This window comes from Salidesulfovibrio onnuriiensis (genome assembly GCF_008001235.1).
GTDB classification, from domain to species: domain Bacteria; phylum Desulfobacterota; class Desulfovibrionia; order Desulfovibrionales; family Desulfovibrionaceae; genus Pseudodesulfovibrio; species Pseudodesulfovibrio onnuriiensis.
In genome coordinates this window covers 1,655,782-1,670,742 of the sequence record NZ_CP040751.1, presented here as the reverse complement: position 1 = coordinate 1,670,742, position 14,961 = coordinate 1,655,782, and the positions used below count along the sequence as shown (strand labels likewise).

The 14,961-nt window shown below is 62.1% G+C and carries 15 protein-coding genes; 9 read left to right on the top strand and 6 right to left on the bottom strand.

Going from position 1 to position 14,961, the window contains the following annotated elements; genetic code table 11:
• Positions 1 to 6: 6 nt before the first annotated feature.
• From FGL65_RS07645 to FGL65_RS07615, 7 genes are all read left to right on the top strand, one after another.
• On the top strand, positions 7 to 381 hold the full coding sequence (locus FGL65_RS07645) for a winged helix-turn-helix transcriptional regulator (RefSeq protein ID WP_147820631.1): 375 nt from the start codon (positions 7 to 9) through the stop codon (positions 379 to 381).
• Positions 382 to 546: 165 nt separating this feature from the next.
• The gene (locus FGL65_RS07640) at positions 547 to 2,145 is read left to right on the top strand and encodes an ABC transporter substrate-binding protein (RefSeq protein WP_147820630.1); all 1,599 of its coding nucleotides are present in this window, start codon (positions 547 to 549) and stop codon (positions 2,143 to 2,145) included.
• A 52-nt stretch (positions 2,146 to 2,197) separates the two neighbouring features.
• The gene (locus FGL65_RS07635) at positions 2,198 to 3,190 is read left to right on the top strand and encodes an ABC transporter permease (RefSeq protein WP_147820629.1); all 993 of its coding nucleotides are present in this window, start codon (positions 2,198 to 2,200) and stop codon (positions 3,188 to 3,190) included.
• Positions 3,187 to 4,062: an ABC transporter permease gene (locus FGL65_RS07630; protein WP_147820628.1), complete on the top strand. Its 876-nt coding sequence runs from the start codon at positions 3,187 to 3,189 to the stop codon at positions 4,060 to 4,062. The genes FGL65_RS07635 and FGL65_RS07630 overlap by 4 nt, the downstream gene beginning before the upstream one ends.
• A gap of 2 nt (positions 4,063 to 4,064) precedes the next feature.
• Entirely contained in the window at positions 4,065 to 4,997 is a 933-nt protein-coding gene (locus tag FGL65_RS07625) for an ABC transporter ATP-binding protein (protein ID WP_147820627.1), read from the top strand.
• Positions 4,984 to 5,601, top strand: a complete 618-nt coding sequence (locus FGL65_RS07620; protein ID WP_147820626.1) for an ABC transporter ATP-binding protein — start codon at positions 4,984 to 4,986, stop codon at positions 5,599 to 5,601. The genes FGL65_RS07625 and FGL65_RS07620 overlap by 14 nt, the downstream gene beginning before the upstream one ends.
• Positions 5,602 to 5,738: 137 nt before the next feature.
• Positions 5,739 to 6,281, top strand: coding sequence for a hypothetical protein (locus FGL65_RS07615; protein ID WP_147820625.1), 543 nt, complete (start codon positions 5,739 to 5,741; stop codon positions 6,279 to 6,281).
• Positions 6,282 to 6,508: 227 nt separating this feature from the next.
• Here the strand turns inward: FGL65_RS07615 and FGL65_RS07610 are convergent, their stop codons facing one another.
• Positions 6,509 to 8,779, bottom strand: coding sequence for an acetate--CoA ligase family protein (locus FGL65_RS07610; protein ID WP_147820624.1), 2,271 nt, complete (start codon positions 8,777 to 8,779; stop codon positions 6,509 to 6,511).
• Positions 8,780 to 9,038: 259 nt separating this feature from the next.
• Between FGL65_RS07610 and FGL65_RS07605 the strand changes: the two genes are divergently transcribed.
• Positions 9,039 to 9,521 carry an Lrp/AsnC family transcriptional regulator gene (locus FGL65_RS07605; protein ID WP_147820623.1) on the top strand — a complete coding sequence of 161 codons (483 nt, stop codon included), beginning with the start codon at positions 9,039 to 9,041 and terminating at the stop codon, positions 9,519 to 9,521.
• 3 nt (positions 9,522 to 9,524) lie between these two features.
• Positions 9,525 to 9,941: a secondary thiamine-phosphate synthase enzyme YjbQ gene (locus FGL65_RS07600; protein ID WP_147820622.1), complete on the top strand. Its 417-nt coding sequence runs from the start codon at positions 9,525 to 9,527 to the stop codon at positions 9,939 to 9,941.
• A gap of 147 nt (positions 9,942 to 10,088) precedes the next feature.
• Here FGL65_RS07600 and FGL65_RS07595 read toward each other — a convergent pair whose 3' ends face one another.
• The 5 genes from FGL65_RS07595 to FGL65_RS07575 all read right to left on the bottom strand — a co-directional run bounded on the left by FGL65_RS07595 (position 10,089) and on the right by FGL65_RS07575 (position 14,938).
• On the bottom strand, positions 10,089 to 10,949 hold the full coding sequence (locus FGL65_RS07595; protein ID WP_147820621.1) for a YitT family protein: 861 nt from the start codon (positions 10,947 to 10,949) through the stop codon (positions 10,089 to 10,091).
• Positions 10,921 to 11,886, bottom strand: a complete 966-nt coding sequence (locus tag FGL65_RS07590; RefSeq protein WP_187170581.1) for a DMT family transporter — start codon at positions 11,884 to 11,886, stop codon at positions 10,921 to 10,923. Before FGL65_RS07590 ends, FGL65_RS07595 begins: the two co-directional genes overlap by 29 nt.
• Before the next feature lie 570 nt (positions 11,887 to 12,456).
• Entirely contained in the window at positions 12,457 to 13,926 is a 1,470-nt protein-coding gene (locus tag FGL65_RS07585; RefSeq protein WP_147820619.1) for a sigma-54 interaction domain-containing protein, read from the bottom strand.
• Positions 13,927 to 14,015: 89 nt separating this feature from the next.
• A complete protein-coding gene (locus FGL65_RS07580; protein WP_147820618.1) occupies positions 14,016 to 14,288 on the bottom strand; it encodes a hypothetical protein in 273 nt (90 codons plus the stop codon).
• Between the two features lie 68 nt (positions 14,289 to 14,356).
• A complete protein-coding gene (locus FGL65_RS07575) occupies positions 14,357 to 14,938 on the bottom strand; it encodes a hypothetical protein (protein ID WP_147820617.1) in 582 nt (193 codons plus the stop codon).
• Between the last annotated feature and the right edge of the window lie 23 nt (positions 14,939 to 14,961).

Below are 14,961 nucleotides of genomic sequence, written 5' to 3'. Positions count from 1 at the left end.
AAGACCATGGCTGCATGCGGCCTGAAAAACCTCAACGGCAAGTCTTACTACTGTACGATGGAGCTGACCCTGCAGATCATCGGCGGCAAGTGGAAGCCCATCATCATCTATCATCTGGGAACAGACGGCGTGCTGCGGTTCAGCCAGTTCAAGAAGATCATGCCCAACATCACCCAGAAGATGCTCACCCAGCAGCTTCGCGAACTGGAGGCAGACGGGCTGGTGCACCGCGAGGTCTACCCCCAGGTGCCGCCCAAGGTGGAATACTCCCTCACGGAGCTGGGGAGATCGGTCATGCCCAACATCCGGGGCCTGTGCGAATGGGGCAGGATGTACGAGCAGGCCATGGCCGAGGACGACAGCGACCAGAGCGCGGCCTAGCGCACGACGATTTCGAGCTTGCAAGGGCCTGCGCACACGCGCGGGCCTTTTTCTTTTGAATCACACACTTTTCCTGCAATTCCAGAGACCTTCACCGAATACAAAATTGCATTTCGTGTTAACCTGTGTAATGAATACCATCGAAATAACACTCGGAGGGTATTCATGCTTCACAAGTGCCATCTTTCCAAATCCTGTTTTTCCCTGTGTGTCCTGACCCTGCTGCTCGGCCTGGTCTTCCTGGCCGCGCCCCAGGCACAGGCCCGCGACACCCTGTACCTGGCCATCAAGGGCGAGCCCAGCGACGGCTACGACCCGACCCTGGGCTGGGGCCGCTACGGCAGCCCGCTCTTCCAGAGCACCCTGCTGCGCCGCGACGCAAACCTGGACATCGTCAAGGAACTGGCCACGGACTACCGTCTCTCCGAAGACGCCCTGGTCTGGGCCGTGACCATCCGCGATGACGCCAAATTCTCGGACGGCAAACCGCTGACCGCCGAGGACGTGGCCTACACCTTCAACACCGCGGCCCAATCCGGCGGCAAGGTGGACCTGGCCAAGATGGACAAGGCCGTGGCCACCGGAAGGCACACCGTGGAATTCCGCCTCCGGGAACGCGACAGCAACTTCATCAACCGGCTCGTCAGCCTGGGCATCGTTCCCAGGCACCTGCACGGCCCCGGATACGCCCGCAATCCCGTGGGCTCGGGCCCGTACATGATGGCCAACTGGACCGAGGGCCAGCAGATGGTGGCCGTGGCCAACCCGTACTATTACGGGGAAACGCCGCACTTCAAGAAGCTGGTCTTCCTGTTCACGGACGAGGACACCTCCTTTGCCGCCGCCCGCGCGGGCAAGGTGCAGGTGGTGGTCGTACCGCAGTACCTCGCGGTCCAGAAGCTGCCGGGCATGAAGCTGCATCCGGTCAAGAGCGTGGACAACCGGGGGCTCCTGTTCCCCATGGTGCCCAATGAAGGCAAGAAGACCGCCACGGGCGCGCCCATCGGCAACAACGTCACCTCGGACATCGCCATCCGCAAGGCCATCAACATCGCCATCGACCGCAAGGCCCTGGCCGAGGCCATCCTCGAAGGATACGGACGCCCGGCCTACGGCGTGTGCGACGGCCTGCCCTGGGACAACCCGGCCAATAAAATCGAGGACGGAAACCTGGACAAGGCCCGCGCCATCCTGGCCAAAGCGGGCTGGAAGGATACGGACGGCGACGGCGTGGTGGAAAAGGACGGCGTGTGCGCCGAATTCACCATGGTCTACCCGGCCGACCGCGCCATCCGCCAGGGACTGGCCCTGGCCTGCGCGGACATGATCAAGCCGCTGGGCATCCATGCGGAGGTCTTGGGCAAGAGCTGGGACGAGATCAAGCCCATGATGCACTCCAGCGTGGTGGTCTTCGGCTGGGGCAGCCACGACCCCATTGAAATGTACCATCTCTATTCCAGCAGCCATGCGGGCGAAGGCTGGAACAATCCGGGCTTCTACAGGAACCTGGCCGTGGACGAACACCTGGAGGCCGCCCTGAGCGCCCCGGAATACAAGGCGGCCCTGGAAAACTGGAAAAAGGCCCAGTGGGACGGCACCACCGGCGCGAACACCCATGGGGACGCCCCGTGGGCCTGGCTCGTGAACCTGGACCACACCTACTTCGTCAACGAGCATCTCGACATCGGAACCTCCCAGATCGAGCCTCACGGGCACGGTTGGCCCATCACCGCCAACATCCAGCAATGGAAGTGGGTCAACTAAACCTCCTCCCTCGGGCGGCGGGCTTCGGCCCGCCGCCAAGGAGCATTTTTTCATGAACGGATTCGCCGCGTACATGTCGAGAAAACTGGTGCGCCTCGCCCTGCTGGTGGTCATGGCCTCCATGCTCGCCTTCACCCTGGTGGCCAACTCGCCCATCGACCCGGTCACGGCCTACCTGGGCATCGACCGCATGCAGATCAGCCAGGAACAGGAGCAGCTCATTGCCGAACGCTGGGGCCTGCACAAGCCCGCGCCCGAGCGCTACCTGCTCTGGGCGAAGAACGCCCTTTCCGGCGACCTGGGCCAGTCCCTGGCCTACAACGAACCCGTGGCCACGGTCATTGCCAAGCGCTTCACCACCTCGTTGTGGCTCATGGCCTCGGCCTGGCTGCTCTCGGGAATCATCGGTTTCGCCCTGGGGGTGCTGGCCGGGCTGTACAACGGGTCCTGGCTGGACCGGTGTATCCGGCTCTATGCCTACACCCTGGCGGCCACTCCCACCTTCTGGATGGGGCTGGTGCTGCTGGCCTGCTTTTCCGTGGCCCTGGGCTGGACGCCCATCTGCTGCGCCACCCCGCCCGGCGTATCCCTGGAAGAGGCCACCCTCTGGGAGCGGATCAGCCACCTGCTGCTCCCGGCGGCGACACTGTCCATCATCGGCATCGCCCAGATCGCCCTGCACACGCGGGAAAAAATGATCGACGCCATGCACAGCGACTATGCGCTCTTTGCCATGGCACAGGGCGAATCGCGGGTCGGGGTGGCCCTGCGCCACGCCCTGCGCAACATCGCGCTCCCGGCCGTGACCCTGCAGTTCGCCTCCCTGGGCGAGCTGTTCGGCGGCTCGGTGCTGGCCGAACAGGTCTTTTCCTATCCCGGCCTGGGCAGGGCCACGGTGGAGGCCGGCATCCGGGGCGACGTGCCCCTGCTGCTGGGCATCGCCCTGTTCAGCACCCTGTTCGTGTTCACGGGCAACGCCATTGCCGACCTGCTCTACCGCTCCCTTGACCCCAGAATCCGCATCGGCGCGCAGGAGGCATCATGAGCACCCTGGCCAAGGCGACACGCCGTTCCGCGTTTCGGAGGCCGAGATTCGGCTTCCACAACAGGCGATCCAGGGCTCTGTGGGCCGTGATCCTGTGCCTGCTCTTTTTCGCGGGGCTCATCCTGCTAGCCGCGAGCCTGGGCGAATCCGGCCTGGAGACGAATCTCGGCGCGCGCAGGCTGGCCCCAAGCTGGGCCTATCCCTTCGGCACGGACTGGCTGGGCCGCGACATGCTCACCCGCACCGTGCAGGGGCTGGTGCGCAGCCTGGGCATCGGGCTGCTGGCCGCCGGGGCAAGCTCGGTCATCGCCGTGACCCTGGGCATCATTTCCGCCACCTTCGGCCCGCGCACGGACGCGGCCGTCACCTGGCTGGTGGACCTGGTCATGGCCATGCCGCACCTGGTGCTGCTCATCCTCGTCTCCTTCATGCTCGGCGGCGGGGCCGGGGGCGTCATCCTCGCGGTGGCGGTTTCCCACTGGCCGCGCCTGGCCCGCGTGGTCCGGGCCGAGGTGCTGCAGCTCAAGAGCGCGGACTACGTGCTGCTCGCGGCGCGCTTCGGGCAATCCCCCCTGGCCATTGCCCGCAAGCACATGCTCCCCCACCTCCTGCCCCAGTTCCTGGTGGGAACGCTGCTGCTCTTCCCCCACGCCATCCTGCACGCGGCCGGACTGACCTTCCTGGGCTTCGGGCTCTCGCCCCACCAGCCGTCCATCGGCATCCTGCTGGCCGAGGCCATGCGCCACATCTCCACGGGCTACTGGTGGCTGGCGGTCATCCCCGGGGTGGCCCTCATCTTCACGGTCAAGGCCTTCGACCTGCTCGGCAACAACCTGCGCACCCTGCTCGCGCCCAGAACCAGCCAGGAATGACCATGCTCAACGTCAGCAATCTCAGTATCGAATTCAGCCGCTACGACCATGGCCTGGGCCGCACCACCATCCGGGCCGTGAACGGCATGGACCTGGACGTGCAGGAAGGCGAGATCGTGGCCGTGGCGGGTTCCAGCGGATCGGGCAAGAGCCTGCTGGCCCACGCCGTGCTCGGCCTGCTGCCCCAGAACGCCCAGGTGCGGGGCGTGATGCGCTTCATGGGCACGCCCCTGACCCCGCGCCAGCAAAAGAAGCTGCGCGGCAGGGAGATCGCACTCATTCCCCAGTCCGTGGGCTACCTCAACCCGCTGGCCACGGTGGGCAGGCAGGTCTACCGGGCCGCGCGCCTCTCCGGCAAGTGCAACCGCACGGCGGGCCAGAGCCTGGACAGCGCCTTCGACCGCTACCGCCTGCAGCCGCAGGTCAAGGGGCACTATCCCTTCCAGGTCTCGGGCGGCATGGCCCGGCGCGTGCTCACGGCAACGGCAACGGCGGGCAAGGCGCGCCTCATCATCGCGGACGAACCCACCACCGGCCTGGACCCGGACGTGGCCCGCGAATCGCTCACCCACCTGCGCGAGCTGGCCGACGAGGGCAAGGGCGTGCTGCTCATCACCCACGACCTGGCTGCGGCCTGCGCCGTGGCGGACCGGGTGGCCGTAATCTATGCGGGAGCCACCGTGGAGATCACCCGCGCGGACAACTTCCACCGCGAAGACGCGCTCCTGCATCCCTACACCCGCGCCCTGTGGGATTCCCTGCCCCAGCGCTCCTTCAGCCCCATAGCGGGCTACCAGCCCGCGGGCGACGAGACCATACAGGGCTGCGCCTTTGCGCCACGCTGCCCGCTCCGGACCCAGGAGTGCGCGCTGGCCCGGCCGGAACTGGTCTCCATCCACGAATCCAGAGTGAGGTGTTTCCATGCTCGAGGCTAAGAACATCGATTTCCGTTACGACTCCGGCCCCCAGGTGCTGCGCGGCCTGAACATGGCAATCCGCCCGGGCGAGGTGGTGGGGCTACCCGGCCCCAGCGGCCAGGGAAAATCCACCCTGGGGCGCATCCTGGCCGGGTATCTCGCACCGCAGTCTGGCGAGGTAGCCCTGCACGGCGAGCCCCTGCCCACGGCCCGCTACTGCCCGGTGCAGATGCTCTTCCAGCACCCGGAGCTGGCCATGAACCCGCGCTGGAAGATCCGCGAGATCCTGTGTGAGGCCTACACCCCGGACAGGGAGCTCCTCGGCGCCCTGAGCGTCAATCCGTCCTGGCTGGACCGCTTTCCGCACGAACTTTCCGGCGGCGAACTGCAGCGCATCGCCGTGGCCCGCGCCATGGGCCCGGGGACCGAATTCATCGTGGCCGACGAAATGACCGCCATGCTGGACCCCAACACCCAGGCCCTCATCTGGCACGGCGTCCTGGACATGGCCGCCAGGCGAAACATGGGCATCCTGGCCATCAGCCACGACCGGCACCTGCTGCAACGCATCTGCACCCGCATCGACGAAAGCTTCTCCAGCGGCCATCAGGCCGCAGCATAGGGCGAGGGCCTGCGGTTCGCCGCAGGCCCCTCAACTTCCCGCTTTTTTCCGGCGATTCCCCCGCATTGTAAAACCGAAGGCATCCGTGTACCATCGGCCGCTCACTGCCTCCGTAGGGCGAACAAGGGAGGAATCTGATGGCTGAAGCGCAACTTTCGCTGGAGAAACTCAGCAAGGGCTGGATCGACTTCTATCTCAAAATCAACGACGAAGGGTACGATCTCACCGTATCCAGCATGTTTTCCGAACCACTGCGCGACCTGTGCGACTGCCTGTCCGACGCCATTTCCGGCAACGCGGGCGAGTGGGCCAACGGTCCCCGTCCACACTTCGAATTCGAATGGCTGGGCGAGGGCTGGCTCTATGAATGGACCGTGCGGCCGGGCGACGACGGCCTGCTGCACGCCGCCGTGAAATTTTCCGGAAACCGGGTGCTGGGGGAACGCAAGCTGCCGGTCTGGGACACGGCGTTTTCCATGGACCCGCGCGAACTGGCGCGCCAGCTCTGGACCCAGTGTTCCGCGCTGCTGCGCTCCAGGGGGTTCACCACCTACCGCGCCCTGTGGGGCAAGGACTTCCCCCTGGCCCAACTCCTTTCCCTGCGCGCCCTCACCGAACAGGGGCTTGGCGCACCCGTGCAAGAGGAAATGGATTATCTCAGAGAACTCATAAACGGCTAGGCTGCCGATAAGGGCGCGTCTACTGCGTTGCTGCAATAAAGCCAGCTCCTCACGTATTGCTTAATACGCTCCGGGCTGGCTTTCTTTTGCGCCCTGTATCCGCACTCTTCTTGGCAGCCTTGAGTCTTCAAGCCCCTGTCAGCGCTGATTTGAACCGGTGTAACCGGGACATTTTGGTTAACCAAGGGTTGCAAGGGGATTATCCCCCTTGTCCGCCGGAGGCATTCCTACTTCAACCACTCCGCATAGTCGCCGGTACGACGAATCATCCTGTATCGTATAAATTCGTTCAGGCACTGGGTGGCCCGGCTGGCATTGAGGAAGGTGGGCACCCCGCCCTGGTCCAGGGTCTGGCCGAAGCGGTTGTAGTCCGCATCCGCCCCGCCCGTGACGCAGACGGAAACGGCCACGGGCTTGCGGTACTTCTTGGCCAGCTGGACGATGCGCGCGGCAATGTTGTCCGGATCGGACTCCATTTCGCTGTCCGTGGTCTTGAGATCCATGGCGTGCGGCACGATGGAGACCACCAGGGCGTCCACGGAATCCGAGGCCAGGGCGATCTCGATGCACTGGGCGTACATGTTGTCGTCGGCCATGGGCGTCAGGTCCAGGAGCGGGTCCACGTCCACGAAGGGCGGGATCACCTTGCGCAGACTGTCCGTGGTGGCCTGGTCGAACTCGGCCACCTGCAGGGAGCCGAGGTTGTCGGCGGCATAGGTTTTTTCGTAGCCCGCGTTGGCGATAACCGCCAGCCGGTTGCCGCGCACCTCGAAATCATTGAGCAGGGCAAAGGTCTTGATCAGCTCCACGTGGTCCATCATGGTTTCGGCCACCACCAGCCCGGCCTGCTTCATGGCCGCCTTGGCCACGGCGTATTCGCCCGCGATGCTGGCGGTGTGGGATTCGGTGGCCTTGCGCCCGGCCTCGGTGCGGCCCGCCTTGTAGACGATGACCGGCTTGGGGCACTGCCCGGCCACATGGAAAAAGCGCGCGCCCGCCGCGGGCTTGAAGCCCTCGATGTAGCAGCCGATGACGTCCACGTCGTCGTCCTGCGAAAAATGCCCGATGAGGTCGGCCGGGTCCGTATCCAGCTGGTTGCCGTAGCTGACAATGACCTTGGGCGAAATGGCGTGGCGGAGCTGGTGCAGCTCGATGATGCCCAGGGCCCCGCTCTGGCTCAGGATGGCCACGTTGCGGCTCTCGCGCTCGGGAACGCGGAATTTCTCTTCCGGGACAAAGAAGGTGTTGATGCCGGGGCGGCCCTGGTTGCCGCCGAAGATAATCCCCAGGCAGTTGGGCCCCATGAGCCGCATGCCCGTTTTGCGGGCCACGGCCAGGATGGAGGCCTCCACGTCGTCGTTGCCGGTTTCGCTGAACCCGCCCGGGATGAGGATGGCGGCCCTGACCCCAGCCTCGGCGCACTGCTCCACCACGGGCAGGGCATGGGCGGCGGGCACGGAAACGATGGCCAGGTCCACGGGCCTGCCGATGTCCGCCAGGGACGTGTGCACGGGCACGGCGCCCGAGGCAAAGGGCAACTCCCCGCCCTTGGGATTCACGGCGTAGACGTCTGTGCGGCCAAGCTTGATCAGGTTCTCGGTGATGGTGGAACCCGGGCTGGAAAGATTGCTGGTGCTCACGCCGATGACGGCCACGCCCTCGGGCTCGAAGAACGGGGTCAGGGGCGCGCGTTCGACCTTGCCCAGGGCACGCACGGCCTCGTTGCGTTTTTCGAAAACGGCGTACCCGTCGATGGCGATGAACCGGCCGTAACGGTCGAACACGAAGGGGTTGACCTCGAACTCGCGGATCACGAACCGGTCGCCCTCGAAGAAATTGGAAAAAGCCGTGGACAGGCGGCTGAAGCGCAGGCCCGCGTCAATGATCTTGTCCGTGTAGTCGGTATGTCCCTGGGCCGCGAACTTCTTCTGGATCTGCGTGGAATACAGCAGGGCCTCAGCCCACTTGCGGTCGATGGGGGCCAGGATCAGGTTGGGCGGGGAAAAGCTCTGGGCAAAGTGCTCGGCGTCGCTGCCGCCCTTGGAAAAGGATATGACCGGCCCGAAGGCGTCGCTCTCGCGGAACCCCAGCAGGATCTCGTTGCCCAGGTCCTGGGAATAGTCGATGCACTCCACCAGCAGCACGCCCTCGGCCTCGTGCCCGGCGGCTTTCATATCGGAAAGCATCCGGTCCACGCTGTAGCGGATAAAGTCGGCGTCCTTCACGGCCACGCGCACGCCGCCGATCTTCTGCTTGTGGGCCACGTCCCCGGCCACCACCTTGAGCACCACCCTGTCGCTGGAAAACCGGGACAGCTTGCCCGCGTCCACCTCGTCGCCCGAGGCCACCAGATGGTGCGAGGGCACGTTCAGGCCCAGCAGTTCGAGAATGACATAGACCTCGTGTTCGAACAGCATGGAGCGTCCCGCGCCATGGGCCTTTTCCAGCACGGCCTCCACGGCCTGTACGCGTTCCCTGTTGAGCTGTCTGTGGGGCATGATTCCTCCGCTGGGATATTAGTTCGGCCGCCATCCTACCGTATTCGAAAGCCCATCGCCATACCTGGGGCGCATGGATGCGGCCGGTTTGTTCAATGTCCGGCACCATATAACAAAATACCGTCTCGATCAATTCAAGGCTAATTTTGTTAGACATTGTCTTATTTTATTCTAATTATATTAGCATTACTTTTTTACAAGAGAATGATACAACGTATTTCCGGATAGTTGCGAACGTTCTACAGGGAGATTGCGAATCATGGCGAAACTCGACGAAATGGACCGGAATATCCTCAAGATCCTGCAGCGGGAAGGTAGGATAACCAACTCCGAACTGGCCAAGCGGCTGGGCATCTCGCCCCCGGCCATGCTGGAACGGGTCAAGCGGCTGGAAAACTCCGGCGTGATCAAGAAATTCGTAGCCCTGGCCGACGCGGAAAAGGTGGGCATGGGCATCATCGCATTCGTCCGGGTCTCCCTGGGCGCGCATCAGCTCAAGGATTTCGAGACCTTCAAGAACCACGTGGACAAAATGGAAGAGGTGCTGGAGTGCTACCAGGTCTCGGGCGAGGACGACTACCTGCTCAAGGTGGCCCTGCCCGACATGCAGAGCTATGCGGACTTCGCCTTTGCCAAGCTCTCGCCCATCCCCGGCCTGCAAAGCATCAACTCGTCCTTCGTGCTCGGCACCATCAAGCAGGAAACCGCCCTGCCCATCAACGGCCATGAAAAGGAAGACTAGGGCGTGAAATCCTATCGCAAGGAACTCTGGTACGAGATTCCCACGCGCCGCGCCTTCGTGAACATCACGCCCGACGTGGAGGCCTGTCTGGCTGAATCCGGCATCCGGGAGGGGCTGTGCCTGGTCAACGCCATGCACATCACGGCCTCGGTGTTCATCAACGACGACGAGTCCGGCCTGCATCATGACTACGAGGTCTGGCTGGAAAAGCTGGCCCCGCACGAGCCCGTCTCCCAGTACCGCCACAACGGGTACGAGGACAATGCGGACGCGCACATGAAGCGCCAGATCATGGGACGGGAAGTGGTGGTGGCCATCACCGAGGGCAGGCTCGACTTCGGCACCTGGGAACAGATTTTCTACGGGGAGTTCGACGGCCGCCGCAAGAAGCGCGTGCTGGTGAAGATCATCGGGGAGTAGGGATTCCGTCCCCTTCCTTTCCCCCGCTCCGCGCACCTGTTCAAGGCATTGTATACAAAAACACCCGGCGGTTTCCACAATCGCCGGGCGTTTTCATGCTCGTTCACTCCACGCCCGTCGGCACGGACCTGGAATCCAAAAATAAAATCAATAGTTCTTGCGGCGGGCGAAACTGCCACCGATGACGCTGAAGGTGCTCTCGACCACGAAGATCGCCTCGGGGTCATTGTCGAAGACCAGCTGCTCCAGAGAGCGCAGACGCAGATTGTCGGTGATGGAGAAAATCATGTCCACCGGCTCGCCGGAATAGCCCCCTTTTCCGGGGAAGGCGCTCGCATGGTACTTCGCCTGGATCATGACCCCGATCAATTCCTCGGGCCTTTTGGTGATGATGCGCACGGCCTTGCGCTGGTTGAACAGGGAAAGGACGTATTCGGTCACCACGGAACTGATGAAAAGCATGACCAGCGATGCAATGATCTTGTCCGGACTGAACAGGCTCAGGGCAAACAGCATGACAACGGCATTGATGAAGAAATAGAACACGCCGAAGCGGATGCCGTACCTGCTGTTGAGGATCACCGCCACCACGTCGAGGCCGCCTCCCCCTCCATAGGACCGGAGGATGACCCCGCAGCCGGCTCCCATGATAGCTCCGGCGGCAATGGCCGCGTACATTTCGTTCCGGATGCCGAAATCGAAATGCACGTAGGAGGTCATCAAAGTCACCATGACCATGGCGAACAGGGTCAGAAAGAAGAAACGGCGGCTCACCCCTTTCCAGGCCATGGCGAAAAGCGGGATATTCAGCAGAAAATACCACTTGGCCAGGGAAAGCCCGGGGGCCATGTCGTTGCCGACAACTGCCAGGCCGTACAGGGCCGCTGGCACAAAGTGGTGATGCGCGGCAATGCCGTTGTAGCCGACAACGAACACAAAGGATCCCGCCAGCAGTAAAAACAGATTCCAGATCAGTGAATCATTTATTGATCTCAGCAGGTTGTCCATACACTTCCACCTTTCGCCTTCTCCATTTTGGCGCGCCACCATATAGAGCGAACAAGATGCCCGCAACAATAATCATCCCGCTCAGAATCTGAATGAGTTGGGCAGGTTCGTCAATGACCAGCCAGGCGATCAATCCGCTGGCGGGCGGAAGCGTATAGTAGAAAAGCATGGCCTTTGGGGCCCCCAATATCTGCACGGCCTCGTTCCAGAAAAGAAAGCAGAGAATAGAGGCGAAGACCGCAAGGTAGCCGAGCGACCAGACAAGCGAGGACGAAAATTCCGGCAGCACCAGTTGTCCGCCGGTTTCCCAGAGGTAAAGCGGGATGATCTGCACCGCCCCGAAAAGGCACAGGGCCATGACCAGCGCGGTCTGGCCAACCTTCCCCGAGATGCGGCTGACAATGTTGTTGTAAACGGCGGACATCAGGGCCGTACCGAGAATGAGCAGGTCCCCTTCGGCAAAGCGGAGGGTCAACAGCCGCTCCAGGTTCCCGTCCGTCACCAGCGCGACAATGCCGAAGGTGGAAATGGCTATCCCCATGTACATGCTCGGTCGCAGCTTTTCCTTGAAGAAAAACTGGGCCATGAGCGCGGTCAGCAAAGGCGACAGCGTGGAGATGAGCGACATGTTCAACGCCTCGGAGGTGCGCCCGGCCAGGAAGACCATGGTGTCGTACAGGGAAATGCCGGTCAGTGCGAGAACGAAGATCTCCTTCCAAAGAAGCCCGATGGCCTTGCGCTCCCGCCAGAAGGCGGCGAATCCGAACGGAAGGAACAGGAGCGAGGCCAGGACCCAGCGCAACAGATTGAGGGTGGCGGGGTCCACACTGGCGGCAAGACCGCGGGCGGCCACGAAATTTCCGCTCCAGCTGAGAATGCCGAGGGAAATGAAAACATATCCGGCGGCCTGGGTTTTGCGAAAGGCGTTCCACTGCATTGTCTTGTCCTGAAATATAGGGCCTGCCCGGCTAGGAGGAGCCGGGCAGGCCTTCCCTTCCCACTGGAGAAACATGTCCAATTCCCAGGGAGAGGATGTCGGTTGTCGGGAGCAGCACCGGATAATGGCCTTGGGGAGGGAACGTGGCTCGGCATTGGTTTCCCGGCTCCCGGCGATTTCTCCTCCCAAAGAAACCACTGGAACCTGCGGCGGATAATGACGGTATCGCCTGAAAACTTGCCATGCAGACTATCCAAGAGGAGTTGAGGTAGTGATGCCCCTCCCCAAGAGCCGTTATGCGAAGCGGGAGGTCACTGCCGCTTCGATACCGGTGGCACAATCAGCACCCCTATGAGCACAGGACATGCCAAACACTTAATGTGACGGAATATAAGGATAAAATATGCAGAAACACCATATCATCCGACAATCGACGCGACACCGCTGTCGTCATCAAGACGATCTAGCCAACAACATATTGATTTTACTAGATAAACAAAAAAGGCGACACGAGCGTCACATAAAGACACTTGTGTCGCCTTTTTTGCGTGGCGGGAAAATGCCGGCGGATCAGATGCCGTACTTCTTGAGCTTTCTTTGCATGGTGCGCATGTTCAAGCCCAGATCCCTGGCGGTCAGACCTTTTTTCCAGTGGTTGCGTTCCAGCGCCTTCATGATCATGTGCCGCTCCACCACTTCCATGGCCTCGACAAGGGAGGCGCAGGATTCGGCTTCGCCCAGGGCCTCGTCCACCCCGAACGAACCGTCCGGGGCCTGGATGCCGAAATCGCTGAACACGACTTCGCCAAAGGTGAGATAGCGCTCCAGAACGTTCTGCAGCTCGCGGACGTTGCCGGGCCAGTCATGGGCGTCGAAGGCGGCCCGGATCTTGGGCGGCAGGTTGGGAACCGAAGCGTCCTTGCCCAGATACCGGGACATGAACTCGGCCACGAGAAGTGGGAGATCCTCAAGCCGGCTCCGGAGGGGCGGAACCCGTATGGGAAGCACGTGCAGCCGAAAAAAGAAATCCGAACGCATGCGCCCCTCCTTGACCATCCTGGGGAGATCCCGGTTGGTGGCCGCGATGAGGCGAAACTTCGAGGACTGCGGTTCGCTGCCGCCCACCGGCGTGAAAAGCTTGCTTTCCAGGGCGCGAAGCAGTTTCACCTGCAGGGAAAGGTCGATCTCACCGACTTCGTCCAGAAACAGGGTTCCGCCGTCCGCAGCGGCCAGATAGCCCTTCCTGTCGCTCGTGGCCCCGGAAAAAGCGCCTTTCTTGTGGCCGAAAAATTCGCTTTCCATGAGGTTGGCCGGAATGGCCCCGCAGTTGACCGGGACATACGGCCCGACGGCCCCGCTCAACTCATGGATGGTCTGCGCCACAAGGTCCTTCCCCGTTCCGGTTTCGCCCAGGATGATGACGTTGGCGTCACTCTTGGAAGCCTTGAGTATGAGCTTGAAGACCTCCTGCATGCCTTCGCTCTTGCCGATGATGCTGCCGAACTTGTAGCGGTCCTGCAGCGATCCCTTGAGATTCTGGTTTTCCTGGAGCAGCTCGAACTCGCGCATCTTCTGGGCGCTGATGTCGATGGTGATGCCTTCCAGGTGGGTGGGGCGGCCAGCGTCGTCATAAACGCATTCGCCCTGGTCCCATATCCACTTGAGACTACCATCCTCCATGCGGATCCGGTAGAGCATCTTGTAGGGACGGTGCCCTTCAATGGCCGCCTCCTGCTCTTCCAGCATGGAGGCAAGATCGTCGGGATGAGCCAGCATCTCCATGACGTTGGTCTTCTGCTCCATGAAAAATTCCGGCGCTACCCCGAAGAGATCTATGCTCCCCCGGCTGACGAATTCCAAGGTGGGCCTATGCTGTGCATCAAGGGAACAACGATAGGCCATGCCCGGCAGGTTGTTGAAAAGCCGGGTCAACTGGCGCTGACTCTCCAGCAATTCAGTCTTGATTCCCTTGTAGGAATCGAGCTGACGTTTCAGCTCGGCGCAATATTGATGCAGCGCTTCGTACTTCGGTTCACTCATGAGCCCCCCCCCCTTGAATCCACAAGACGACATCAATGTCGCAAGGTGCGCGACAGATATGTCCGAATCTTCAAAAGAGCAAGCGCTTTTTACGCCTGCCCCCTGTGCAACAAATCAAGGCCCGCTTCCGAAATCCGGTACACAGGGACCTTGCTCCCGTTGTCATCCACATAGGTGCTTTCAAGGCTGAGAAGCCCTTCGTCCTTCAGCTCCCGCAACTGTTCCCGGACGGCAGGCAGCGAACAGCCGCCTTCGGCCGGGCAACGCTCCAAGACCAGTTCGTGGACCGCGCGGGCATTGAGCGCCTCGCAAAAACGAAAACAGTCCATCACCTTGCCCTTCAATACGGTTATGTCATCCATTGCAGTCACCATGGTTGAGATCGAAAAAAGGGGCCGGTCGTGGGACCGGCCCCGTGAACAGGCTTGTCTTAAGCGCAGTCGTGCTTATCCCAAGGTTCGCGGTTGTCACGCTGAAGCGCCACTTCCATGCGGCCAAGGGCTTCCTTGAGCTTGGCTATTTCCTTGAGCTTCATGTCCGGGTCCTTGAGGGCCTGGTACAGGACAGCGCCGGTGCAGTCCGCCGGAACCGGCAGGTCGGCCACGTAGCAGATCGTTGCGACCACGTCTGCGGCAACCACGTTGCGCCCAATGGTGCCGGCCTTCTTGTCCATGCCCAGACCGCCCATGAACAGGCCGTTGTCCGTTGCGAGCACAATAAGGGTGCGACGGTCCGCCGCATCGGAAACCTGGGCCATGGCCGCTTCCAGGGTGCCGCCGTCCACGTTGCCCAGCTCCACGACGGCAAGAGCGCCGTCTTCCTCGAAGACCTTGGCCACACCGTCGGCGGCAACCACTGCCGCGCCTTCGATCTTGGCGCCTTCAGAGGCCATGCCCGCGTTGTCGAAGCCAGCGAACGTGCAGGTCTTCTTCATGTATTTCTTCATGGCGGAATCGCCGCCATTCACATCCGCTTCACCGCACACGATGAGGATTACCTTCTTGTCTGCCATTATCCTGTCTCCTTGAATCACGG